Source organism: Streptomyces sp. NPDC006643, assembly GCF_042870175.1.
In the GTDB taxonomy this organism is placed as follows: Bacteria; Actinomycetota; Actinomycetes; order Streptomycetales; family Streptomycetaceae; genus Streptomyces.
On record NZ_JBIAHA010000039.1, the window covers coordinates 49631 to 71773 of the forward strand.

A 22143-nucleotide genomic window follows, 5' to 3' on the forward strand; every position below is an offset into this window, starting at 1 on the left:
AGTGTAAGTAGCACAATTGGCGCGCAGGCTACACTGTTCATCAGGAGGCCCCAGCCCCTGATTTCCCGCTGTCCCATGAGGTGGGCAGCAGCACTGGTCCTCGGTGAGGATGTCAGCGGCATTCGTAGCGGCCATACCCAGTTGTCGCGCACCGGAGTGGACCACGTCCGACCGCATGCAGCGATCGCGCTGTCTGCCGCAGTTGCCCACCCGTCCACGACCGGCAGCGACGTCCCCCTGGGCTTGTGTTCCTCACCAGCCACCCTGCCTGCCGAGCCGTCATACACCGGCACACGGTCGTGACACATTCGAAAGGCGTGGCCGCATGTCAGTCAACACCGTCAGTACCGTGGAGGGTTCCGCGGTACTGGAACCAGGCGCCGATTTCGCGGGTGAGGCCGCGGATCAGGCGTGCAGGGAGACGGGCAGCGACTTCGCCCGGCTCTCCAAGAAGATCATCGCGGCCGGGCTGATGCGCCGGCGGCCCTGGTACTACGCCCTGCGGGTCTCCATCGTCACCGGCCTGTTCGCCGCCGGCTGGGTCGCCTTCGCGCTCGTCGGCGACAGCTGGTGGACGCTCGCCGTCGCCGGCTTCCTCGCCGTGGTCTTCGGTCAAGTCGCGCTCCTCGCCCACGATGTGGGCCACCGTCAGGTGTTCCGGCTGCGCAAGGCCAGTGTCCGGGCCGGCAAGATCGCCGGAAACCTGGCCATCGGCATGGGGTACGGCTGGTGGCAGGACAAGCACTCCAGGCACCACGCCAACCCGAACCACGAGGAGCTGGACCCGGACGTCGTCCCCGACATCCTCGTCTGGACACAGGGGCAGGCCAGGGCCGCCAAGGGACTTCCGCGCCTCATCGGCCGTTCGCAGGCCTTCCTGTTCTTCCCGCTCCTCACGCTTGAGGGCTTCAACCTCCATGTCGCCGGTGTGCGCGCGCTGGCCAACCGCTCGCTGAAGCAGCGGACTTCGGAGGGCATCCTGCTCTTCACGCACTTCGCGCTCTACCTCGGCGCGCTGTTCGTCGTGCTGCCGCCCGGCAAGGCCATCGCCTTCCTCGCCGTCCACCAGTGCCTGTTCGGTCTCTACCTGGGCTCGATCTTCGCGCCCAACCACAAGGGAATGCCCACCCTCAGCGGCGACGACCGGCCGGACTTCCTGCGCCGTCAGGTGCTCACCTCGCGCAATGTGCGCGGCGGCTGGTTCATCGACGTCGCGCTCGGCGGACTCAACTACCAGATCGAGCACCACCTCTTCCCGAACATGCCGTCGCCGCAACTGCGCGAGGCGCAGCCGATCGTCCGCCAGCACTGCGAGGAACTGGGCGTCAGCTATCTGGAGACCGGCCTGATCACCTCGTACAGCCAGGCCCTGCGGAGCCTGCACGACGCGGGCGCCCCGATCAGGGCGAAGGCGCCGGACGTGGTGGACGTGGCGGATGTGAAGGTCGACACGACGATCGACGTCAAGGCCGACGCGTAGGACCCGCGCCCTCGCTCACGCCGTCGGGTCCGAACCCGTCGTCAGATGGACGACGTTGGACTGCTCGCCGTAGACGAAGGCGCGTACGCGGTACGACGCCCGCTTCTCCTCGGGCAGCGTGATCAGTCCGAACGAGTTGATGTCCGGATCCAGCAGTGCCACAGGCCGGTAGCCCTCGCTGCCGGCCTGTCGCACTTCCAGCAGATGGCCGTCCTCGTCGGCGGCGCGGTCCGTCCAGGTGAAGTGGATACCCGTGGCGTGCTTGACGGTTGTTGTGAGGTCCGTCGGGGTGGCCGCCGCGTTCGCCTCGACCGTGTCGCGGGGGGTGAGGCGCGCGGTCCGGACCTTCGGTCCTTTGAGGGTGCGCGGGGTCATCCACTCCTGGTTGTCCGCGAGTTCGCTCTCCGACGGCTCACCGGGCGGCAGTGCCACCTCGACCGGTGCGGACGCCGGGCCGAAGTAGGAGCGCAGCCGGTAGTAGAAGGGTGTCTCGGGCATCAGATCCGGGTGCCGGTACGTCGTACGGCCCGGCGGTACGAACTCCAGCACCGTGTACGGTCCCGCCTTCTCGGTCGCGAACTCCACCGTCCGGCCCGCCGCTCGGGGCTCGTCGGCCCGCCAGCGAAGGGTGACGTCGACGGGTGAGTCGAGCGTGGCCGCGAGCCGCGCCGTGCTCTCCGGCTTCTCGGCCGGTCCGTCCGGCGGTGCGGAGGAGCAGGCCGCCGACGCGCAGAGGGCCAGGACCGCTGCGGTCGCGGCGCGGAGCCGTGGGCGATGGGGCACGGGGCCGTCCTTCCGGGCTGTGGGGGGGGGTGTGCGGTGACCGCGCGGCTCTCGTACCCGTCCCACGCGGTCACCGGGTCTGTGTGAGCCTCGACCGCCTTACTTGCGCCAGAACTTGACGCCGCTCCACACCACGTTGGCCGGCCCGCTGCCGCTGTCCGTGCGGTACGCGCCGAACTTGTCGTAGAAGCTGCCGCCGGGGCTGGCGTAGCTGTGCTTGAGCGAGCCGTTGATGTAGGTACGGTGCTCGCTGCCGACCTGGTGGACGGTGTTCACCCGGACCGTGGCGCCGACCGTGCCCGCGTTGGACAGGGTGGTGCCGCCGTGCACCGCGTACAGCCGTCCGCCGCGCTCACCGGCCAGCATGAAGAACGGTCCGGAGGCCGATTCGTTGAACGTCTGCTTGAGGCTGATACGGGTGCCGCCCATGCTCGCGATCCGGAAGTAGCCCTCGAACTGGCGGGTACCTCCGGTGTAGGTGGCGTAACGCCGCTCGGCGCGCTGGTCACCGCTGCCGGTGGAGCAGGTGAGTGTGAAGGTCAGGTTGTCGACCTGGCCGCAGCCCCTCTCCTGGACGGTGAAGGAGGGCGACGTGGAGGTCCACCCTCCGGGTTCGACTTCCGCGTACGCGTGCGGCGCCGTCAGCGTCATCGCCGCGGCGGCGCTGAGAACAGTGACGGTGCGCTTGATTCCGGGCACGTCTCACTTCTCCGATTCGGTGGGGGCGTGGCGCTGGAGTCGCATCAGAGTAGAAGTGTCCACGTCAAGCAACAAGAGATTCAGCAGAACTTCATGAGGTTCAAATCCATGAACGGGCATTCCTCGTAAAGGGGGTATACGTGAATGCCCCGCCGGTCATATGCGCCCGGCGGGGCCATGTACGTGAACAAGTGTTGTGCGTGCGATCGGTCCTCAGGCGCTGTGCGGCAGGTCCTGGACCGTACGCAACAGGCTGTCGGGGAGCGCCAGATTCCATGCGGTGATGACCGGGTTCCCGTGCTCGGTGCCGAGCCTGGACACCGTGCCGGTCGCCAGCTGGAACAGGGCGCCCTCGGCCGCGGTGAGTCCCAGATAGCGCGCGGTGAGCACCCGCAGGAAGTGGGAGTGGGCCACCAGGGCGATGTCCTCGTCGCCCGAGCGTTCTGCGGCGGCGCGGACCTCGGCGAGTACGCGGTCCGCCCGGTCGCTGACGTCGGACGGGCTCTCGCCCAGGTGCTCGCCGGGGCCCGGCGTGGTCCCGTCCGTCCAGAGATTCCAGTCCGGGCGGGTGCGCCGGATCTCCTCGGTGGTCACGCCCTCGTATCCGCCGTAGTTCCATTCGTGCAGGTCGGGGGAGATGCGGGTGGAGCGCAGTCCGGCGAGTTCGGCGGTGCGCCGGGCCCGCGCCAGCGGGCTGACCAGGGTGAGTGCGATCTGGCGGTCGGCCAGCAGGGGGACCAGCGCGCGGGCCTGGTTCTCACCGTGGGCGGTCAGCGGCAGATCCGTGTGGCTGGTGTGCTGTCCGGACAGCGACCACTCGGTCTCGCCGTGTCTGATGAGGATCAACTCGCCCATGGGTGCTATCCGTTCGTTCGTGCTGAGGCTCTGAGTCTCGAAGGCGTGCGGGCCGGCGTGCGCCGGGGCCCGCGTCTCCGGCCGGTCCGGATCCACGATCCCATCACGCGGCGCTCCGTGCGCCCGGGGGGCGCGCCCGGCGCGGGCAGGTGCGGGCCGGTGCGCGGCGCCGGCGCCCGTGGCGCGGCTCACAGGGGCTCCACCGGCGCACGGGGAACACTCCGCTGTGGTTGAGCGTTCATCTACATGTGGTCGCGGAGGGGAAAGTGACGACTCCGCGACCACACTGAACGGCCCCGGCTGGTCCATCCCCCGAACCAGCCGGGGCTCCTTTCATGCCAGGGGCCCGCGCCGCGTACGGCTCAGACGTCGTCCCCCGGATCCCAGTCCAGCAGGCGCACCTTCGCCACCGTCCGCACATGGCGGCGCATCGCCGTCGCCGCCACCTTGCCGCGCCGGGCCTCGATCGCTTCGAGGATCGCGCGGTGCTGGGTCAACGAGCGCTGGGGGCGGCCCGGCTGGCGCAGCGACTCGTTACGGCTCTCGGTGATCTGCTCAGCGATGGACCGCATGAATTCCGCCAGCAGACCGCTGTGGGCCGCGGCCGTCACCGCCGCGTGGAAGAGCCGGTCGCCCTCGACGCCGTGGTCGCCCGCCTCGATCTCGTCGGCCATGTGGTCGAGCGCCGCCCGCATCGCGGCCAGATCCTCCGGTGTGCGCCGCTCGGCGGCCAGTTCGGCGAGTTTGGTCTCCAACGCCTCGCGCGCTTCGAGCACATCGGGCAGTCGGCGCTTGCGCTCCACGAGCCGTTCGACCGGTTCGGCGTCGAGGCTGTCGCGGACGAGATAGGTGCCACCGCCGTGCCGCACCTCGACCAGTCCCTGCACTTCGAGGACGACGATCGCCTGCTTCACGGACGCCCGGCTGACGCCGAGGCGACCGGCGAGTTCACGCTCGGGCGGCAGTCGGTCGCCGGCCCGCAGACCGCCCTCCGCCACATGGTCGCGGAGCCTGTCGAGGACCTGTTCGTACAGTCGTGGCCGGGCCATCGGCCGCAGTGCGTCGGACACACGAACCCCCCATAACTGGTCGTTCGCAGCCTAACACCGGGCGGTCAAGTGGCTGAGCCAATTCCTGTCGAATCCCTTGACGCCCCGCTGGGCCGGTGTTCAAAGTGGTCCAGCCACTTGGCCAATACCGTTTGGCCAGTTATCCACGGGACCCAGGGACGGGAGCCCCCGATGTCCGCCGAACTGATCTCGATCCTTGTACTCGTGGTCGTCTTCGTGATCGCCACGACCCGCTCGATCAACATGGGCGCGCTCGCCTTCGCCGCCGCCTTCGGGGTCGGCGAACTCGTCGCCGACCTGGACGCGGACGGTATCTTCGCCGGATTCCCCGGCGACCTGTTCGTGGTGCTCGTCGGGGTCACGTACCTCTTCGCCATCGCACGCGCCAACGGCACCACCGACTGGCTGGTGCACGCCGCCATCCGCCTCGTACGCGGCCGGATAGCGCTGATTCCCTGGGTGATGTTCGCGATCACCGGCGCGCTGACCGCGATCGGCGCGGTCAGCCCGGCGGCCGTCGCCATCGTCGCGCCCATCGCCCTGAGTTTCGCCGCGCGTTACGGCATCAGCCCGCTGCTGATGGGCGCGCTCGTCGTGCACGGTGCCCAGGCCGGCGGCTTCTCACCGATCAGCATCTACGGCTCGATCGTCAACGGGGTGGTCGAGCGCGAGAATCTGCCGGGCAACGAACTCGTCCTGTTCTTCGCCTCGCTCGTCGTCAACCTGATCATCGCGGCCATCGTGTTCGTCCTGTTCGGCGGTCTGAAGCTGAAGGGCCGTGACCTCGCCACCGAGGGAGACGACGGGACGAAGGGGAACGACGGGACGAAGGGCGGCGACGGGACGAAGGGGGGCGACGCCGGAGAACTGGCCGCCGACGCCAGGCACCTCACGCCCGCCCGTACCGCCACGCTCACCGCCCTCGCCGCACTCGTCGTCGCCGTCCTCGTGTTCGACCTCGACGCCGGGCTCTCCGCCATCACGCTCGCCGTCATCCTCAGCGCCTTCTGGCCGGACGCCAGCCGCAAGGCCGTCAGCGAGGTCGCCTGGCCGACCGTGCTCCTCATCTGCGGTGTCCTCACCTACGTCGGTGTCCTGGAGGAGATGGGCACCATCGAGTACGCGGGCAACGCCGTCGGCGACATCGGAGTCCCCCTGCTCGCCGCCGTACTGCTCTGCTACATCGCCGCCATCATCTCCGCGTTCGCCTCCTCCGTCGGCATCATGGGCGCGCTCATTCCGCTCGCCGTGCCCTTCCTCGCCCAGGGTGAGATCGGGGCGGTCGGCATGATCGCCGCGCTCGCCGTCTCGGCGACCGTCGTGGACGTCAGCCCCTTCTCCACCAACGGCGCCCTGGTGCTGGCCGCCGCGCCCGATGTCGACCGGGAGCGTTTCTTCCGGCAGTTGATGGTGTACGGAGGCATCGTGGTGGCGGTCGTACCCGCCGCCGTATGGCTCGTGATGGTGGTGCCAGGCTTCGGATGATCCACTCACCCGGACGACCGGTCAGACTCGTCGACAGCAAGGAGAACGACGCGTGTCCCCTCTCTTCCCGGCCCTCGCCGCGCGTGCCGCCCGGCCCGCCCTCCAATTCGGCGACCGGACACTGAGCCACGCCGAACTGGCCACGGTGGCGGGCGCCCTGGCCGCCAGGATCGCCGGCGCGCCACGGGTCGCCGTCTGGGCCACGCCCACCCTCGGTACGGCGGTGGGCGTGGTGGCCGCGCTGCTGGCGGGGGTGCCCGTGGTGCCGGTCAACCCCAAGACGGGCGAGCGGGAGCTGACGCACATCGTCACGGACAGCTCGCCCTCCCTCGTCCTCGCCGAACGCGGCGCCGAACTGCCCCCGGCCCTCGCCGGGTTGACCCGCCTGGACACCGACATCCCGGACATCCTCCCGGACACCGCGCCACTGCCCGGCGAACCGTCCCTGGAGGCGCCCGCGCTGATCGTCTACACCTCCGGCACCACCGGGCCCCCCAAGGGCGTCGTCCTGCCGCGCCGCGCCGTCACCGCCACCCTGGACGCCCTTCAGGACGCCTGGCAGTGGACCGAGGACGACGTCCTCGTCCACGCCCTGCCCCTCTTCCATGTCCACGGCCTGATCCTCGGCATCCTCGGCCCGCTGCGCCGCGGCGGCTCGGTGCGCCACCTCGGCAGGTTCGGCACGGACGGGGTGGCGCGCGAGCTGTCCTCGGGAGCCACGATGCTCTTCGGCGTACCGACGATGTACCACCGCATCGCCGAGGCGCTCGCCGACGATCCCGCACTCGCGAAAGCCCTCACCGGCGCCCGCCTGCTGGTGTCGGGATCGGCCGCGCTGCCCGTGCGTGACCACGAGCGCATCGCGGCGGCCACCGGACGCCGCGTCGTCGAGCGCTACGGGATGACCGAGACCCTGATGAACACCAGTGTGCGCGCGGACGGCGAAGCGCGCGCCGGCACCGTCGGCCTGCCGCTGGCCGGGGTCGAACTGCGGCTGGTCGACGAGACGGGCGCCCCGATCACCACGTACGACTCCGAGACCGTCGGCGAGATCCAGCTGCGCGGCCCGAACCTCTTCACCGAGTATCTGAACCGCCCCGACGCGACGGAGGCCGCCTTCGACGACGGCTGGTTCCGTACGGGCGACATGGCGGTCCGCGACCCCGACGGCTATGTCCGTATCGTCGGCCGCAAGGCCACCGACCTCATCAAGAGCGGCGGCTACAAGATCGGCGCCGGTGAGATCGAGAACGTGCTGCTGGAGCACCCCGGCGTACGCGAGGCGGCCGTCACCGGCGAGCCCGACGAGGACCTGGGGGAGCGGATCGTCGCCTGGATCGTCCCCGCACAGGCCGACGCGCCGCCGTCCGCCGAGGAGTTGGCCGCCCACGTCGGCGCCCAGCTGGCCTCGCACAAGCGGCCCCGCACCGTGCGGTATCTGGACGCGCTGCCCCGCAACGACATGGGCAAGATCATGAAGCGGTCACTCCATGGCTGAGCGGATGAGCGCCCGGCGGGCGATCGCCGCCCTCACCGGCGCGACCCCCGCCGGCGCTCCCGCCGCCTTCACCGAACTGCCCGCGGAACTGTCCGCGCCGAAGGACACCGCCGCCCCGGACGGCCCGCTGGGCTGGCCGGGTTACGACGAGGCCCGGGCCCGCGCGGCCCGGCGCACCGGCGAGGACGAGTCCGTCGTCTGCGGCACGGCGCGTGTCGGCGCCACCGAAGTGGTGCTGATCTCCTTCGAGTTCGGCTTCCTCGGCGGATCGCTGGGTGAGCGCACCGGAGACCGGCTGGAGGCCGCGTACACCCATGCCCGGAGCCGGCGGCTGCCCGTCGTCTCGCTGATCGCGACCGGTGGCAGCCGGATGCAGGAAGGCATGCGCGCGCTGCTCCAACTCCAGCGCGTGGCACGGCAGTCCGCCCTCACCCGGGCGGCCGGACTGCCCCAGCTCGCGGTGGTGCGCGACCCGACGACCGGTGGCGGCTGGGCCACACTCGGGGCGGGCGCCGATGTGGTCCTGGCCCTGCCGGGCGCCCAGATCGGCTTCGCCGGCTCACGGGTACGGCCGCCGGACGCCGACCCGTACGCGTACACCGCCGAGGCTCAGCTGACGGCCGGTCATATCGACGCGGTGGTACGGCCCGAGGCGCTGCGCGAGACCGTCGGTCACTGGCTGACGCTCCTGACGGGCGGCGCCGGTGGCGCCTCCGTCGCACCCGCGGACCCGCCCGCCGCACTCGGCCGCACCGAGCCGCCCGCCACCGGCTGGGACGCGGTGGTCCTGGCCCGCGCCCCTCAACGACCGCGCGCCGAGGCCTATCTGGACGCGTACTTCACCAGCCGCCGGGCCGTCAACGGCGACCGGTGCGGCGGCACCGACCCCGGTATCCTGTGCGGATTCGGCGTACACGACGGCCGTACGGTCGCCTACGCCGCCCAGTGCGGCACCGCGACCCTCCCGGCCGGCTACCGCGCCGCGGCCAGACTGATCCGTCTCGCCGACCGGTTGGGACTGCCCGTCCTCACGCTCGTCGACACCCCCGGCGCCGCCAACGACGCCGACGCGGAACGCGCCGGCGCGGGAGCCGCCATCGCGGACCTGTTCGCCGCCGTCGCGACCGCCCGGGTGCCCGTCACCAGTCTGCTGATCGGCGAGGGCGGCTCCGGCGGGGCGCTGGCACTGGCGGCGCCGGACAACACCTGGGCCACACCCGACAGTTACTTCTCCGTCATCGCACCCGAACCGGCCACGGCGATTCTCAAACGGCCCCCCGAGGAGACTCGCACGACGGCCGCCCAACTCAGGCTGCGCCCCCAGGACCTGCTGTCGCTGGGGGTGATCCGCGGCATCGTGCCACAGAGCCGCACCTGAGGTCCGCCGATTTCTCATGGGCCTCTCACCAGCTTTGTCGGACCATATGCCTATGGTGAGTACGTGACGCAGACGACTCCGCCCGGCTGGTATCCGGACCCAGGACATGACGGTGAAGGCCCGCCCCAGGAACGGTGGTGGGACGGATCGGCCTGGACCGACATGGTCCGCTCCGACTCGGCGCCGGTCTGGAGCGCGCCCTCCGGACCGGGTGCGCCCGGCATCCCGCCCTACCCGTCGGCGCCGCCCCCGGGAACCGGCGGGCGCGGCAAGCGCGTCGCCCTCGCCGTCACGGCGGGCGTGGTGGTGCTGGCCGTCGTCGGCGGCTTCTTCCTCCTCGGCGACGACGGGGACGACACGGCGGACAAGGCGAGCACGACCCCGTCGGGAGCGCCCAGCGCGCCCGGCCGGGAACGGCCGGCACCCGACGGCTCGCAGCCGCCCGGCGGCCCCGAGGCCCCCGACGGCGGCGGCGAGGGCGGCAGCGGCGGGCCGGAGCAGGAGATCCCGACCGAGGACGGCTACGCCACCGACATGGCCAGCGGCATCAGCATCCCGGTGCCGAAGGGCTGGAGCGGACAGTCGGGCCCCGTCGGCGCGGGAGTGAGCACCGGGGAACACCCGTGCCCCGGCAACCCGGAGGAGTCCTGCGTACGCGGCGGGGTGAACTCCGTCCCGGCCGTCGCGCTGGAGATCAAGGCCACCACCGCGAAGGCGGCGGCCGAGGCGGACATCAAGAAGAACGCCGAGGAGTCCTACGGCGGCGAGAGCTACGGAGAGATCTCCTCCCACGAGGAGTTGAAGTCCGAGGCGGTCACCGTCGCCGGCAAGAAGGGCTATCTCGTCCGGTGGAAGGTCGTCACCGGCAAGGGCGACGACGGGTACGTGCAGTCGCTCGCCTTTCCGTCACCCGCCCCCGGCGCACAGGAGATGCTGATCATCGTGCGCTCCGGGTTCGACATCAACGACAAGGCACCCAAGCTGCCCGTGATGGACGAGATCACCGGCGGCATCAAGGTCGCCGCCGGCGGTGGCGGCGGAACCGGCGAGAAGGTCTGAGAACGGGACCACCCGCCCGCGCGTCGAAGCCACGTACGGAAACGCCCACGGCCACCGGCCGTGGGCGTTCCCGTGTGTCCCGGCCGCACCCCCGGCCCCGCCCCCTGCCGGCATCTTCCCGGCATCTTCGCGGCGGAACGGTGGAGTCGGGACGGCGCCACCGGACGTACACTCCACTCATGGGTCATACACACGCTGCGACGGAGGGCCTGCGACAGGCCTCGTGCGCGCTGTGCCACGCCCTGCACGGCCACGGCTAGCAACTTCGCCGCCGTTCCCGGCCTTTCCGGCGCCCGATGAGGACCTCTCCGGGCGCTCTCCTGTCGCCCGCACTCTCGTGCAGAGCCTCCGCACCCGCACCCCCCGCGCTCCACCCCCGCGACGCCTCAGGCGTGCCGTCGGCGTCTCCACGGAGCCCGCCGCACGGCGGCCGAGCCGTCCCTTCGAGAGGATCCCCTGTGAAGCTGAGCGACCTGCTCGCCGGGCACGACCACGAGATTCTGCGGGGCGATCCCGAGACGGTCATCACCGCCGGACCCTGCTTCGACGCCCACCGGGTGTCGCCCGGATCGCTGTTCGTCGCCGTTCCCGGCCATCACGGGGGCGGCCCGGAATCCGTCGGACCCGCGCTCGCGCGCGGCGCCGTGGCCGTACTCGTCGACGCGGCGAGCCCCGAGCCGCCGGTGACCGGCGCGTCGGACCCGGCCGTCTGCGTCGTACGGGTCCCGGACACCCGTACCGCCGCCGCGGTGGTCGCCGCCCGCTACCACGGTGACCCCGGCCTCGCGATGGACGTCGTCGCCATCACCGGGACCAACGGCAAGACGTCGGTGTCGTACATGGTCGAGTCGCTGCTGCGGCGCGCCGAACAGACCGTGGTCGGTGTCATCGGTACGGCGGGCAGCCGCATCGGGGACGAACTGATCCCCATGCCCCGGTCGGTGCTCACCACCCCGGAGTCGCCCGATCTCCAGTATCTGCTCGGTGTCATGCGCGACCGTGACGCGAGCACCGTCGTCCTGGAGGCCACGTCCATGGGGCTGTTGACGCACCGCGTCGACCACACGTACATCGACGTCGGCGTCTTCACCAACCTCACCCAGGACCATCTGGACGACCACGGCACCATGGCGAACTACCGGGACGCCAAACTCCGGTTGTTCCAAGGGCTCTGCCGACGCGCCGTGGTGAACGCGGACGACCCGGTGGGCGCCCGGATCGGCGCGCTCATGCCCGGCGCGGTGACCACGTACGCGCTGGACACCGACGCCGACTACCGGGCCACCGACCTCACGATGGACGCCTTCGGTACGCGCTTCACGCTGCACCACGAGGGCCGCAAGTACCCGGCGGCGATCCCCGTGCCCGGCCGGTTCTCCGTGGCCAACGCCCTCGCCACCGTCGCCGCCTGCCACCTCCTGGGGCACGACCTGCGCGGGCTCGTCACCGCGCTCGACCGGATGCCCCCCATCCCCGGGCGCTTCGAGCGCTTCGAGACCCCGCGCGGCACATCGGTCATCGTGGACTACGCGCACTCCCCGGACTCGCTCGACAAGGTGCTGAGCACCATCCGCGACTTCGCCACCGGGCAGGTCGTCACCGTGTTCGGCTGCGGCGGCGAACGTGACGTCACCAAGCGCGCGCGGATGGGCGAGATCGCCGGCACCCACTCCGACCTGTGCGTCCTCACCTCGGACAACCCCCGGCACGAGGACCCCGAGGCGATCCTCGACCAGATCACGCCCGGTCTGGCCGCCACCGGCACCCGCTTCGAGCGGTACGCCGACCGCCGCGAGGCCATCGGGTTCGCCCTGGCGGCGGCGGGCGCGAACGACATCGTCCTGATCGCCGGGAAGGGCAGCGAGCCCTACCAGACGGTGGGGGACACGCTGATCCCCTTCAGCGACATGGCGACCGTACGCGAACTGGCCGCCGTACAGGGCTGATCTCAGGGCAGCGGTTCGGCCAGGGCGCTCAGATGGATGCCGACGAGCCGCCACCCGCCCCCGTCCTGGTCCCTGACCAGGAACTGGGTCACGCGGAAGCGTCCGTCGGCGTCCCGGCCGTCGAAGACGCTCCGCTGGCTCTGCAGACCGACGGCCATCGCCGCCTCGCCGTGCCGGCGTACCTCCACCTCCGTCCAGTCGAAGGCGTCATGGATGAGATCGCCCGAGGCGTAGCGCTCCAGCCACCGCTCCTTGTCGAGGACGAATCCGCGGGGACCGACCCCGCGGAAGTCGTCCGTGAGCAGCCGGTCCAACGTGTCGACGTCACCCCCGAGTTCGGCCTTCTCCCACCGCCGCGCGAACTCGGCCAGCTCGCTGTCCATGTTCTTCCTCCCCGTCTCCGACGTGTCTTCCGTCGTCGCTCAGACTCCACCCGGTACGGCCCGGGGCGCATCCACTCGTCGGATGGCCCGGCACTACTGCGCGGGGAGTATCGGGGGAGTCCCGGAAGGCGAACGCACACAGAAGTCACCGGGGCGAGGTAGACGCACGCTTATGCGGGTGAGCTTCGTGACCATGTCCGGCGGGCCCGCCCCGTACTTGACTGAAGGCATGACACAGAACACGCACAACACCGAGAACACGCGGGCGGCGGCGGGGCGGTCGACCCTGGTCACCGGCGGTACGGGCAAGACGGGACGGCGCGTGGCGGCGCGGCTCACCGAGCGCGGACTGCCGGTACGCGTCGGCTCGCGCGGCGGCGAGATCCCCTTCGTGTGGGAGGAGCCCGACACCTGGGACGCCGCGCTGGAAGGCGTCGGAGCCGTCTACCTCTGCTACTACCCGGACCTCGCCTTCCCCGGCGCCGCCGAGGCCGTCGGGGCGTTCGCCGAGCGGGCCGTGGCCAAGGGCGCGCGCCGGCTGGTGCTGCTCTCCGGGCGGGGCGAGGAGGGCGCACGGATCTCCGAGGGCAAGGTGTGGAGCAGCGGCGCGGACGTGACCGTCGTCCGGGCCAGCTGGTTCAGCCAGAACTTCGACGAGGGCTTCTTCCTGGAGCCCGTGCTCGCCGGCGAGCTGGCTCTGCCGACCGGTGACGCGGTCGAGCCCTTCGTCGACGTGGACGACGTCGCGGACGTCGCCGTCGCGGCGCTGACCGACGACCGTCACATCGGCAGGACGTACGAACTCTCCGGACCCCGGCTGCTCGGCTTCGCCGAGATCGCCGCCGAGCTGTCCAAGGCCACCGGCCGCGGGATCACCTACACACCGGTCGCGCTGGAGGACTACCGGGACTTCCTCGTCTCGGTCGGCGCGCCGGCGGACTTCGCCGACCTCTTCGAGCTGATCAACGACGGGCGCAACGCGCATGTCGTGAACGGTGTCGAGGAGGCCCTGGGCCGTAAGGCCCGGGACTTCACCGAGTACGTCGCGGACGTCGCGCGTACCGACGTGTGGCGGCCCTGACCCCGGCACACCGGCCCCGGCGCCGGTCACCCGGACCTCGGCACATAGCTGAATCCCCGCGCCCGGTGCCGCGCCGTGCGGCACGCTGGGGGGATGGACGCGAACGCAGATGACGGATTCGACGACGCGGCGGCCCGGCGGCTGCTGGAGGTCGGGAAGCGTGAGGAGGAACTCCGCGAGGAGTTCCGGGTGGACGGTCCCGACTGGGAGCGGATGTCCGTGTCCCACTACACCGCCTACGCCGCCATGATCCATGAGGAGGGCGGCTGGCGGCAGTTGTTCCCGGCCGTGCCTTTCGAGGAGGAGGCCCGGCTCGATCTTGGCGCGGTCCTGCGCGCGCGGGGCGCGCACGCGGGGGAGTTCGCCGGCCGGTTCGGCCGGGCCGCCGACGCGGTGGAACGGGGTGAGGACCAGGTGATCATCGCGGAGGACGTGTTCCGGATGGTACGGGTCGAGCAGACGGTCATCATGACGAGCCACGGCCCGCAGCCGCCGCAGGCGGGCGACCGGGAGTTCCCCGACGAGCTGGACGAGCGGCCCGGGGCCGGTGACTGACGCGTACGGGACGGTGTGCGCCGTCCCGCCCCCTGAACGGGGGTGGGGCGGGCCGGCGCGCTTCTGACGTACCGTCAAAAAAGGTCCGGCCGGGTGGGGGTTCAACCGCCGTCGCCCGGCCGCGTCACGGTGTCGGCCGCCCGGCGTCCGGGCCGGCGCCGGGGCCGGTGCGCTGTCGGGGGACGGGCGAGGCGTCCTGCGGCACCGGCTTCTCGGGAGCCAGCGGGTCGGCCGCCTGCGGGGCGTCGTCCGACCTGCTCCACGGGTTCTCGACGGTCATCACCTCACCGTTCCACCGGTAGCGCGTGGTGATCCGGCCGGTCCGGCTCACCGAGGTGAGGATCAGATCCGTGCCGAAGGTCTCGCCGGTGAGCCCGACCGGCCCGAAGTCGATCAGCACCGGGCGCACGGTCCCTCCCGACGCCCGGTAGACCTGGATGAGTGTCAGCCCGGCGGCAGGTTCGTCCAGCGCCACCACCAGCTCGTCGAGGCCGTCGGACGTCAGGTCCTTGTAGACGGGGTCGCGCAGACCGCACTCGGCGCCGGGGCAGCTCGCCAGGGCGGCCCGCACGAAGTCCGGCACATTGGGGTCCTTCGTCAGCAACCGCCGCACCGACAGCTCCTTGAGGCCGCCGCTGGGCACAGTGACGTCGTCGACCGGCCGATACCGCCGGAGGGCGTGCTTCCCGGTCTCCCCGTCCGCCGGCGCGTAGTCGGGCCACAGCGGCGCGGAGCTGACCGCCGGCGACAGACTGGGCGCCGGGCCGCCGTCCCGTGCCCCGGTCTGGGACGCACAGCCCGCGGTCCCCGCGATGACCGTCACGACGGCCATCGCGGCGAGGACGACGGACCGGCCGCGCCGTGCGGGGCCGGAGTGGGGGAAGCGGTGCATAGGTGCGTCAGCGTACCGGGGGCGGTCTCCTGAACATGCCGGGGGAGAGGCCCGTATCCCTGTGTGCACCTTCGCCCCCGCGATGTCGAGGAGACCGGCCCATGAACGAGTACATCAATCTGCAAGCCCTCCCGGACGGGGAGGCCGAGCTGCGTCTTGTCGTCCGTCTCCAGTGGGAGGACGTCGCCGCGCTCGGTCAGGAGGCCGGCCGGCTGGCGCACCAGATGCAGCGCCCCGTGAGTCTCGACGAGGCGGTCAGCCACCGGCTGCGCAGCCGCTCGGCCAGCCACGCGAAGCCCCCGCAGGAACCCGGCCGGCCGGTCGGGGCGCCACCGGCCCCGGTGTCCTCGCTCGCGGGCCGCACCCCGGGCGAACACGCCAGGCAGGCCATCGAGAAGATCAACGGTCCCGAGTCGGCCTGAGTCCGTGTCCGCGGGCAGCCGTGCGCGCCGCTCAGGGCAGTCGCTGGCTGCGACTGCCCTGAGCGGCGTGAGCCGGTGACATCTCCGCGCCCGAGCGGGGGGTTGACTCAGGCGGCCAGTGCCACCGCCTCAACAGCGGGGGTACGCAGGGCCCGACGGGCGGTGGCCACGCTGGTGACGATCGTCGCCGCCGCGCCGATCCCCACGATGGCCAGCCAGATCCCCGGTCCCTGACCGGGCAGGACGGCGTCGACCCGGACGAGGCTGAACGGGACGGCTCCGGCCAGGGCCGCGACCGTACCGAAGAAGACGCCGGTCACGGTCAGGACCAGTGACTCGACGGCGACCATGCCGAGCACCTGGCCCGGGGTGGCCCCGGCGAGGCGCTGCTGGCCGAACTCCCTGGTGCGGTAGGTGGTCGCCGCGTACAGCGTGTTGATCAGCATGATGCAGGAGAAGACCACGATGATCCCGACGACCACGAAGTTCAGCGTCTCGATGCTCTTGTCGTCGACGGACCGGACGACGCCCGAGGCGTCCAGCGCGTCGTTCTGGATGGACTGCATGTAGAGCGTGACCGAGGCCATGCCGACGAAGAGGATCAGCGGCATGAGCACGCTGGAGAGCTGGTTGGCGCGCTGACGCATGTTGTGGACGGTCAGATAGCCGCTCGCACCGGTCACCGCCGTGATCGGGCCCGCCAGCTTGCCGAGCAGGAACCTCAGCAGGACCGGCGAGAAGACCGCGAACCCCACGGAGATCAGGATCGCGCCGTAGGCGGGCGCGGCCATCAGAGCGGCGTCCGTCTTCTTGAACGAGAAGGTGGCGCCGATGCCGCCGACGCCCACGACGAAGGCGATCAGCCCGCCGATGTTCCGTCCCCGGCCCCGCGACTCGGGGCCGCCCGCCGCAGCCTTGGTGGCCCGGCGGACCGCGAGGAACGAGGCGCCGACGGAGGCGATCAGACCGACGCTCACGCCGGCGGCGAGGGCGATCGGGCCGAAGACGTAGTCGACACCCTCGGCGACCTGGTCGGTCTCCTTGAAGATGTCGAGCAGTTGCTCGCCGCCGATCCTCGCCGGCACGATCGCCAGCAGCATGCCGACGACGGCCACGACACCCGCCTCGACGACGATCATCAGCTTGATCTGGGCGGGCGTCGCCCCGGTCCTGCGCAGGAGGGAGATCTCCTCACCGCGCTGGCGGACGTTGACGGTGAGCGTGGAGGCGATGGCGAAGAAGACGAGGAGCGTGCCGTAACCGCCGACCACACTCGCCGCGATGGTGAGCGTGTCTCCGCTGCGGCCGTCGATGTTCTCGCCGGCCGCGGTGTCGTGCATGGAGTTGAACGCCATGATGATGACGGAGCCGAGGAAGGCCGACAGAAGGGTGGCGATGAGCCGCCCCGGGCGATGGGCGACGGAGCGGATGGCGAGCGAGAACATCGCTTACACCCCCGCCGTGGTGTCGTGTTCGACGGTGTCGCCGAGGTGGGCGAGGCGTTCGGCGACGGCGTCGACGGTGGGGTGGTCGATCTGGCCGGCGAGGCGGCCGTCGGCGAGGAAGACGACGGAGTCGGCGTAGGAGGCGGCGACGGGGTCGTGGGTGACCATGACGACGGTGCGGCCGTGGACCCGTACGGTCTCCTGGAGCAGGCGCAGGACGTCGCGGGCGCTGCGGATGTCGAGGGCGCCGGTGGGTTCGTCGGCGAAGACGACGGCCGGTTCGGTGACGAGTGCGCGGGCGATGGCGACGCGTTGCTGCTGGCCGCCGGAGAGCTGGTCGGGGCGGTGGCCGAGGCGGTCGCCGAGGCCGACCTGGGTGAGGATCTCCCGGGCGCGGTCCTTGTCGATGCGGCGGCCGGCGAGCTTGAGGGGCAGCACGGTGTTCTGCGCGACGGTGAGGGTGGGCAGGAGGTTGTACTGCTGGAAGATGAAGCCGATCCGCCGGCGGCGGAACTTCGTCAGCGCGGCCTCGCTGCCGCCGGTCATCTCCTCGCCGTCGACCATGACCTGTCCGCTGTCGGGCCGGTCCAGGCCCGCCGCGCACTGGAGCAGCGTCGACTTGCCCGAGCCCGAGGGCCCCATGACCGCGGTGAACGTGCCGGCGGAGAGACTCAGTGACACGCCGTCGAGAGCGGTGACGGCACTCTCGGCCGTCCCGTAGACCTTGGTGACCTGAGCCAGCCGCAGAGCTTCCTCGCTCCTGGCCGGTCCGGTCCTGCTCTTACGACGAAACATGATCGTTCCTCCCCCTGGGACACTCTCTGTGCCACAGATAAGAAGTTACGCACGATCGCAGGGGGGCACATTGGGCGTACGACCCAGGTCTGGGGTGTTGCTGGGTACACCCCTACCGCCGGAGCCCAACTGCCGCCCCGTGTCCCGGCGGAGGCGACCGGCCGCCTCCGCCACCCGCATCGACCTGTACCGAAGTTGACCGGCGGCCACGAGCGGCGCCGAGAGGGAGTGTGTTCTGTGCCTGGCTGGTTGTTCCCCCTCGGGTTCGCCGTCGTCGGCGCCGTGGTCTTCGGCATCGGATGCGTCGGTCTCTGGCGGTCCCTCGCCCTGTGGCGCGACGGGGTGCGCGCCTCCGGCCGGATCGTCCGACTGGAGACGACGCACAACGGGCAAGGGGGTCGGATCCACCGCCCCGTGATCGGCTGGACCACCGACGACGGCCGCCGTATGGAGGTGGAGTCGACGTACGGGCGGTCCTGGGTGGGCCGGTTCCGGCCCGGCACCACGGTCCGGCTCCGCTACGATCCGCGGCGCCCCGAACGGATGCGGATCGAGGGGTACGGGCACGGTGTGCAGGTGGTGTTCATGCTGGTCGGCACCGCGTTCATGGCGGGCGGGCTCTCCGTGGCCCTCCAACTGGCCGTCTGACGGCCCGGACCCGCCCTCAGCCGCTCTCGCGCGTACGCCAGAACCCCCGCTCCGCCGCCGACTTCACGAACTCGTGGAAGTCCCGGGGCTCCCGGCCGAGCACCCGCCGCACACCGTCGGAGACATGGCTGTCCAGCCCCCGCCGCAGTGGGGACAACGACTCCGCGTAGTCCGCGGCCTCGGCGGCGGACAGGCCCTGGTCCCTCAGCTCGGCCATGAACTCCTCGGGCGACAACGGCGCATAACGGATCTCGCGCCCGGTCGCCGCCGAGATCTCGGCGAGCGCCTCGGCGATCGTCAGCGCACGGGGCCCCGACAGTTCGTACGTCCGCCCGTCGTGGCCGTCCTCGGTGAGTGCGGCCACGGCGACGGCCGCGATGTCGTCGGCGTCGACGAAGGAGGCCGCGCCGTCGCCGGCCGGCAGCCGGAGTTCACCGGTGAGGACCGCGTCCAGGAAGAAGCCCTCGCTGAAGTTCTGCGCGAACCACGACGGCCGCACGATCGTCCACGCGGTGCCGCCCCCGGCACGGCTCCCGGTGCCCAGCGCGCGCACCGCCGCCTCGCCGTCGATATGCGTCGGGCCCGCCGTGCTCGCCTCCCCGGCGTACCCCGGCACATCCACACCGCGCCCCGACAGCAGCACGATCCTCTCCACACCGCGCGCCACCGCGCGTTCGACGAAGGGCCGCGTCAGCGACCGCCCGTCGAACGGCACGACGTACACGGCCGTCACCCCCGCCAGGACGGCGTCCCAGGTCGTCCGGTCCGTCCAGTCGAAGCGCGGCTCACCGCCCCGCGACGCCACCCGGACGGCGAAGCCGCGCCCGCGCAGCCGGGCCACCACCCGGCCGCCGGTCGTACCCGTGCCGCCCACCACCAGAATCAGTTCGTCTCGCTTCGTGTCGCTCATGGCCCCAGTCAAGCCGTCCCGATCGAGACGATCCATGGCTGTCGGGCTCACTTCGATGTCTCGGCGTCTACGCTGACCGCCATGGATGTGCTGACGGACCTGCTCGACGGGGTACGGGCGCGCGGCGCCGTCCTCGGCGTCACGGTGATGGCCGTGCCGTGGTCGCTGCGGTTCGCCTCCGGCGCGCCGCTCACGCTCGCCACGGTCCTGCGCGGCCAGGCGTGGCTCGTCCCCGCCGAGGGCGACGCGGTGCTCGTACGGGCCGGGGACATCGCGCTGATCCGGGGCTCGGCGCCGTACACCGTCGCGGACGACCCCGGCACCCCGCCGCGCGCCGTGATCGACCGGGCCGCCTACTGCGGCGCCGGCGATCCGGTCGCCGTCCCCGCCGACGACGGCGCGACGGTGCTGCTCAGCGGCGCGTACGAGAACGAGGGCGGCGTCAGCGAACGGCTGCTCCGCGCGCTCCCGCCCGTCCTGGTCGTCCCGGACGCCGACTGCGGGTCGCCGATGCTCGCGCTCGTGGCCGCCGAGATCGCCCGTGACAGCCCCGGCCGACAGGCCGTCCTGGACCGGATGCTGGACCTGCTGCTGATCTCCACGCTCCGCGGCTGGTTCGACCGGCCGGGGACACCGGCGCCGCTCTGGTACCGCGCGGGGGACGACCCGGTGGTCGGCCACGCGCTGCGGCTGCTCCACGACCGTACGGCCGATCCGTGGACGGTGGCGAAGCTGGCGGCCGAGTCGGGGGTCTCACGCGCCGCGCTGGCCCGTCGCTTCACCGCGCGGGTGGGCGAGCCGCCGATGACGTATCTGACCAACTGGCGCATCTCGCTGGCGGCCGACCTGTTGCGCGGCACCGACGACACCGTGGGCGCCATCGCCCGGAAGGTCGGCTACGCCAACACCTTCGCGCTGAGCGTCGCGTTCAAACGGCTGCGGCATGTCTCGCCCAGTGAGCACCGGGCCGGCGCCGGTGCTGGCGTCGGAGCCGGCGCCGCGTCCGGGGGCCCGGAGGCGTCGGCGGGGCACCAGTAGTCTGGAAGATCGATCAGCACTGTCGTCGTACCGAGGAAAGGCAGGTGGTCGGCCGTGCGGGTGCTCTGGCTGTACGCCCATCCCGATCCGCGCTCGCTGAACGGCGCGCTGCGCGACGAGGGGATCGCCGTGCTCCGTGAACACGGGCACGAGGTGGTCGAGTCGGACCTGTACGCCATGGAGTGGAATCCGGTCGTGGGCCACGGCGACTTCCACCACGACCCCGACGAGCGGCTCGACGTCCTTGAGGAGTCGCAGTACGCGCTGGAGAACGGCACGCTCAGCGAGGACATCCGCGGGGAGCAGGAGAAGCTCCTGTGGTCGGACACCCTCGTCGTGCAGTTCCCGCTCTGGTGGTTCGGACCACCGGCGATCCTCAAAGGCTGGTTCGACCGGCTGTTCATCCAGGGCTTCGCCCAGGGCGTGCTCGACCCCGGGACCGGCCGGGCGCAGCGGTACGGCAGCGGCGGACTCGTCGGCAGGCGTGCCCTGGTGCTGACGACGGTCGGCGCCAACGCGGCGACGACCGGACCGCGTGGCATCCACGGCGACATCAACGAGGTGCTGTTCCCGCTGCTGCACGGCACGCTCTGGTATCCGGGCATGACCGTGGTGCCGCCGCTCGTCGTCAACGGAGCGGTCAAGCTGTCCGAGGCCGATTACAAGGCGGCCGTGGGGCAGCTGCGGCAGCGGCTGCTGACGATTCCGGACACGGAGCCGATCCCGTACCGGAGCCAGAACGGCGGCGACTACGACGAGCATCTGGTCCTGCGCCCCGACCGGGCACCGGGCGAGGAGGGTATCCATATCCACTACGCCGGCGGCGGCCTGGACGAGCGGTGCGAGCGCACCGGCGGCGACGACGAGGCCGACCGCTGACACGGACGGCGACGAGGGGTGGCACCGCCGTCATCGACGGTGCCACCCCTCGTCCGCGTCCCGAAGGGCCGCGTCAGCAGCTGAGATTGCCGCCCGGCTCCACACCGAGGATTCCGGTGAATTGGGTGTACTTGTCAATTCGGCTCTGCACCTGGGCGGGGTTTCCGCCGTTGCACTCGATACTGCCGTTGATGCTGCGGATGGTCTCACCGAAACCGGCGCCGTTGACCATGGCGTTGTGCGGCGTCATGGTGCCGGGACCGCTCTGGGTGTTCCAGTACCAGAGGCCGGTCTTCCACGCGACGGCGGAATCGTTCTGCACGAGGTCGGGATTGTTGAGCAGATCGATGCCCAACGCGTCCCCCGCCGCCTTGTAGTTGAAGTTCCAGCTCAGCTGGATCGGCCCGCGCCCGTAATACTTGTCGGTGCCCGCCGGGCAGCCGTAGGGCTGCGAAGCATCGCAGTAATGCGGGTAGTTGGCGGTGTTCTGCTCGACCACATGGACAAGTCCACCGGTCTCGTGACTGACGTTGGCCAGGAAAGCGGCGGCTTCCTGCTTGCGTACGGTGTCACTGCCCGTCCCGGTGAATCCCGGATAGGCGCTCAGCGCGGCGTTCAGCCCGCCGTAGGTGTAGAACGGATTCTTGTTCGGGAACATCTGGTTGAACTGCGACTCGCTGACGATGAAGTCGGCGGCGCCCTTCTCGGCGGCGGACGAGAGAGGAGCGAGCGACGTCAGGGAGAGAGCGGCGGCCGACGCGGGCGCGCGGGCGCTCTGGTTGTCACTCGCTCCGGCGGTGCCCGCGGTGGCGGTGCCCGCGGTGGCGGTGCCTGCGGTGGCG

22 protein-coding genes are annotated in these 22143 nt (G+C 71.3%); 12 read left to right on the forward strand and 10 right to left on the reverse strand.

The window, feature by feature from the left end; all coding sequences use genetic code 11:
- The first annotated feature begins 325 nt into the window (after nt 1-325).
- Nucleotides 326-1480, forward strand: coding sequence for an acyl-CoA desaturase (locus ACFYNU_RS36770; protein ID WP_356585391.1), 1155 nt, complete (start codon nt 326-328; stop codon nt 1478-1480).
- A 15-nt stretch (nt 1481-1495) separates the two neighbouring features.
- Here ACFYNU_RS36770 and ACFYNU_RS36775 read toward each other — a convergent pair whose 3' ends face one another.
- The 4 genes from ACFYNU_RS36775 to ACFYNU_RS36790 all read right to left on the reverse strand — a co-directional run bounded on the left by ACFYNU_RS36775 (nt 1496) and on the right by ACFYNU_RS36790 (nt 4887).
- Nucleotides 1496-2263 carry a fibronectin type III domain-containing protein gene (locus ACFYNU_RS36775; protein WP_356585392.1) on the reverse strand — a complete coding sequence of 256 codons (768 nt, stop codon included), beginning with the start codon at nt 2261-2263 and terminating at the stop codon, nt 1496-1498.
- 99 nt (nt 2264-2362) lie between these two features.
- Complete coding sequence (locus ACFYNU_RS36780) at nt 2363-2962, reverse strand: hypothetical protein (RefSeq protein ID WP_356585393.1); 600 nt, start codon at nt 2960-2962, stop codon at nt 2363-2365.
- A 213-nt stretch (nt 2963-3175) separates the two neighbouring features.
- Complete coding sequence (locus ACFYNU_RS36785) at nt 3176-3817, reverse strand: histidine phosphatase family protein (RefSeq protein ID WP_356585420.1); 642 nt, start codon at nt 3815-3817, stop codon at nt 3176-3178.
- A gap of 362 nt (nt 3818-4179) precedes the next feature.
- On the reverse strand, nt 4180-4887 hold the full coding sequence (locus ACFYNU_RS36790; protein ID WP_356585394.1) for a FadR/GntR family transcriptional regulator: 708 nt from the start codon (nt 4885-4887) through the stop codon (nt 4180-4182).
- Between the two features lie 171 nt (nt 4888-5058).
- Here ACFYNU_RS36790 and ACFYNU_RS36795 point away from each other — a divergent pair, with 171 nt between their 5' ends.
- The 5 genes from ACFYNU_RS36795 (at nt 5059) to ACFYNU_RS36815 (ending at nt 12253) form a co-directional block, all read left to right on the forward strand.
- Nucleotides 5059-6372 carry an SLC13 family permease gene (locus tag ACFYNU_RS36795; RefSeq protein WP_356585395.1) on the forward strand — a complete coding sequence of 438 codons (1314 nt, stop codon included), beginning with the start codon at nt 5059-5061 and terminating at the stop codon, nt 6370-6372.
- A gap of 52 nt (nt 6373-6424) precedes the next feature.
- Nucleotides 6425-7870 (forward strand): acyl-CoA synthetase, encoded by a 1446-nt coding sequence (locus ACFYNU_RS36800; protein WP_356585396.1) that lies wholly within the window; start codon nt 6425-6427, stop codon nt 7868-7870.
- On the forward strand, nt 7863-9248 hold the full coding sequence (locus ACFYNU_RS36805) for a carboxyl transferase domain-containing protein (RefSeq protein ID WP_356585397.1): 1386 nt from the start codon (nt 7863-7865) through the stop codon (nt 9246-9248). The genes ACFYNU_RS36800 and ACFYNU_RS36805 overlap by 8 nt, the downstream gene beginning before the upstream one ends.
- A gap of 63 nt (nt 9249-9311) precedes the next feature.
- Nucleotides 9312-10307, forward strand: a complete 996-nt coding sequence (locus tag ACFYNU_RS36810) for a DUF2510 domain-containing protein (protein WP_356585398.1) — start codon at nt 9312-9314, stop codon at nt 10305-10307.
- 458 nt (nt 10308-10765) lie between these two features.
- Complete coding sequence (locus ACFYNU_RS36815; protein ID WP_356585399.1) at nt 10766-12253, forward strand: UDP-N-acetylmuramoyl-L-alanyl-D-glutamate--2,6-diaminopimelate ligase; 1488 nt, start codon at nt 10766-10768, stop codon at nt 12251-12253.
- Between the two features lie 2 nt (nt 12254-12255).
- On the opposite strand, the gene ACFYNU_RS36820 is transcribed toward ACFYNU_RS36815, so the two are convergent.
- Complete coding sequence (locus ACFYNU_RS36820) at nt 12256-12636, reverse strand: nuclear transport factor 2 family protein (RefSeq protein ID WP_356585400.1); 381 nt, start codon at nt 12634-12636, stop codon at nt 12256-12258.
- Between the two features lie 229 nt (nt 12637-12865).
- Here ACFYNU_RS36820 and ACFYNU_RS36825 point away from each other — a divergent pair, with 229 nt between their 5' ends.
- Both ACFYNU_RS36825 and ACFYNU_RS36830 read left to right on the forward strand, forming a co-directional pair.
- Nucleotides 12866-13717 carry an NmrA family transcriptional regulator gene (locus ACFYNU_RS36825; RefSeq protein WP_356585401.1) on the forward strand — a complete coding sequence of 284 codons (852 nt, stop codon included), beginning with the start codon at nt 12866-12868 and terminating at the stop codon, nt 13715-13717.
- 93 nt (nt 13718-13810) lie between these two features.
- On the forward strand, nt 13811-14272 hold the full coding sequence (locus ACFYNU_RS36830) for a DUF5954 family protein (protein ID WP_023536543.1): 462 nt from the start codon (nt 13811-13813) through the stop codon (nt 14270-14272).
- Between the two features lie 124 nt (nt 14273-14396).
- Here ACFYNU_RS36830 and ACFYNU_RS36835 read toward each other — a convergent pair whose 3' ends face one another.
- Nucleotides 14397-15164 (reverse strand): hypothetical protein, encoded by a 768-nt coding sequence (locus ACFYNU_RS36835; RefSeq protein ID WP_356585402.1) that lies wholly within the window; start codon nt 15162-15164, stop codon nt 14397-14399.
- Nucleotides 15165-15265: 101 nt separating this feature from the next.
- Here ACFYNU_RS36835 and ACFYNU_RS36840 point away from each other — a divergent pair, with 101 nt between their 5' ends.
- Complete coding sequence (locus tag ACFYNU_RS36840; protein WP_356585403.1) at nt 15266-15586, forward strand: hypothetical protein; 321 nt, start codon at nt 15266-15268, stop codon at nt 15584-15586.
- 107 nt (nt 15587-15693) lie between these two features.
- Here ACFYNU_RS36840 and ACFYNU_RS36845 read toward each other — a convergent pair whose 3' ends face one another.
- Nucleotides 15694-17031 carry an FtsX-like permease family protein gene (locus ACFYNU_RS36845; RefSeq protein ID WP_356585404.1) on the reverse strand — a complete coding sequence of 446 codons (1338 nt, stop codon included), beginning with the start codon at nt 17029-17031 and terminating at the stop codon, nt 15694-15696.
- 3 nt (nt 17032-17034) lie between these two features.
- Complete coding sequence (locus ACFYNU_RS36850; RefSeq protein ID WP_388768543.1) at nt 17035-17826, reverse strand: ABC transporter ATP-binding protein; 792 nt, start codon at nt 17824-17826, stop codon at nt 17035-17037.
- A gap of 237 nt (nt 17827-18063) precedes the next feature.
- Between ACFYNU_RS36850 and ACFYNU_RS36855 the strand changes: the two genes are divergently transcribed.
- Nucleotides 18064-18474, forward strand: a complete 411-nt coding sequence (locus ACFYNU_RS36855) for a DUF3592 domain-containing protein (RefSeq protein ID WP_356588951.1) — start codon at nt 18064-18066, stop codon at nt 18472-18474.
- Between the two features lie 16 nt (nt 18475-18490).
- Here the strand turns inward: ACFYNU_RS36855 and ACFYNU_RS36860 are convergent, their stop codons facing one another.
- Nucleotides 18491-19384 (reverse strand): NAD(P)H-binding protein, encoded by an 894-nt coding sequence (locus tag ACFYNU_RS36860; RefSeq protein WP_356588953.1) that lies wholly within the window; start codon nt 19382-19384, stop codon nt 18491-18493.
- 81 nt (nt 19385-19465) lie between these two features.
- Here ACFYNU_RS36860 and ACFYNU_RS36865 point away from each other — a divergent pair, with 81 nt between their 5' ends.
- Entirely contained in the window at nt 19466-20422 is a 957-nt protein-coding gene (locus ACFYNU_RS36865; protein ID WP_356588955.1) for an AraC family transcriptional regulator, read from the forward strand.
- Between the two features lie 54 nt (nt 20423-20476).
- Nucleotides 20477-21301 (forward strand): NAD(P)H-dependent oxidoreductase, encoded by an 825-nt coding sequence (locus tag ACFYNU_RS36870; RefSeq protein ID WP_356588957.1) that lies wholly within the window; start codon nt 20477-20479, stop codon nt 21299-21301.
- A 73-nt stretch (nt 21302-21374) separates the two neighbouring features.
- Here the strand turns inward: ACFYNU_RS36870 and ACFYNU_RS36875 are convergent, their stop codons facing one another.
- Nucleotides 21375-22040 carry a chitinase gene (locus ACFYNU_RS36875; RefSeq protein WP_388768548.1) on the reverse strand — a complete coding sequence of 222 codons (666 nt, stop codon included), beginning with the start codon at nt 22038-22040 and terminating at the stop codon, nt 21375-21377.
- Nucleotides 22041-22143 lie beyond the last annotated feature (103 nt).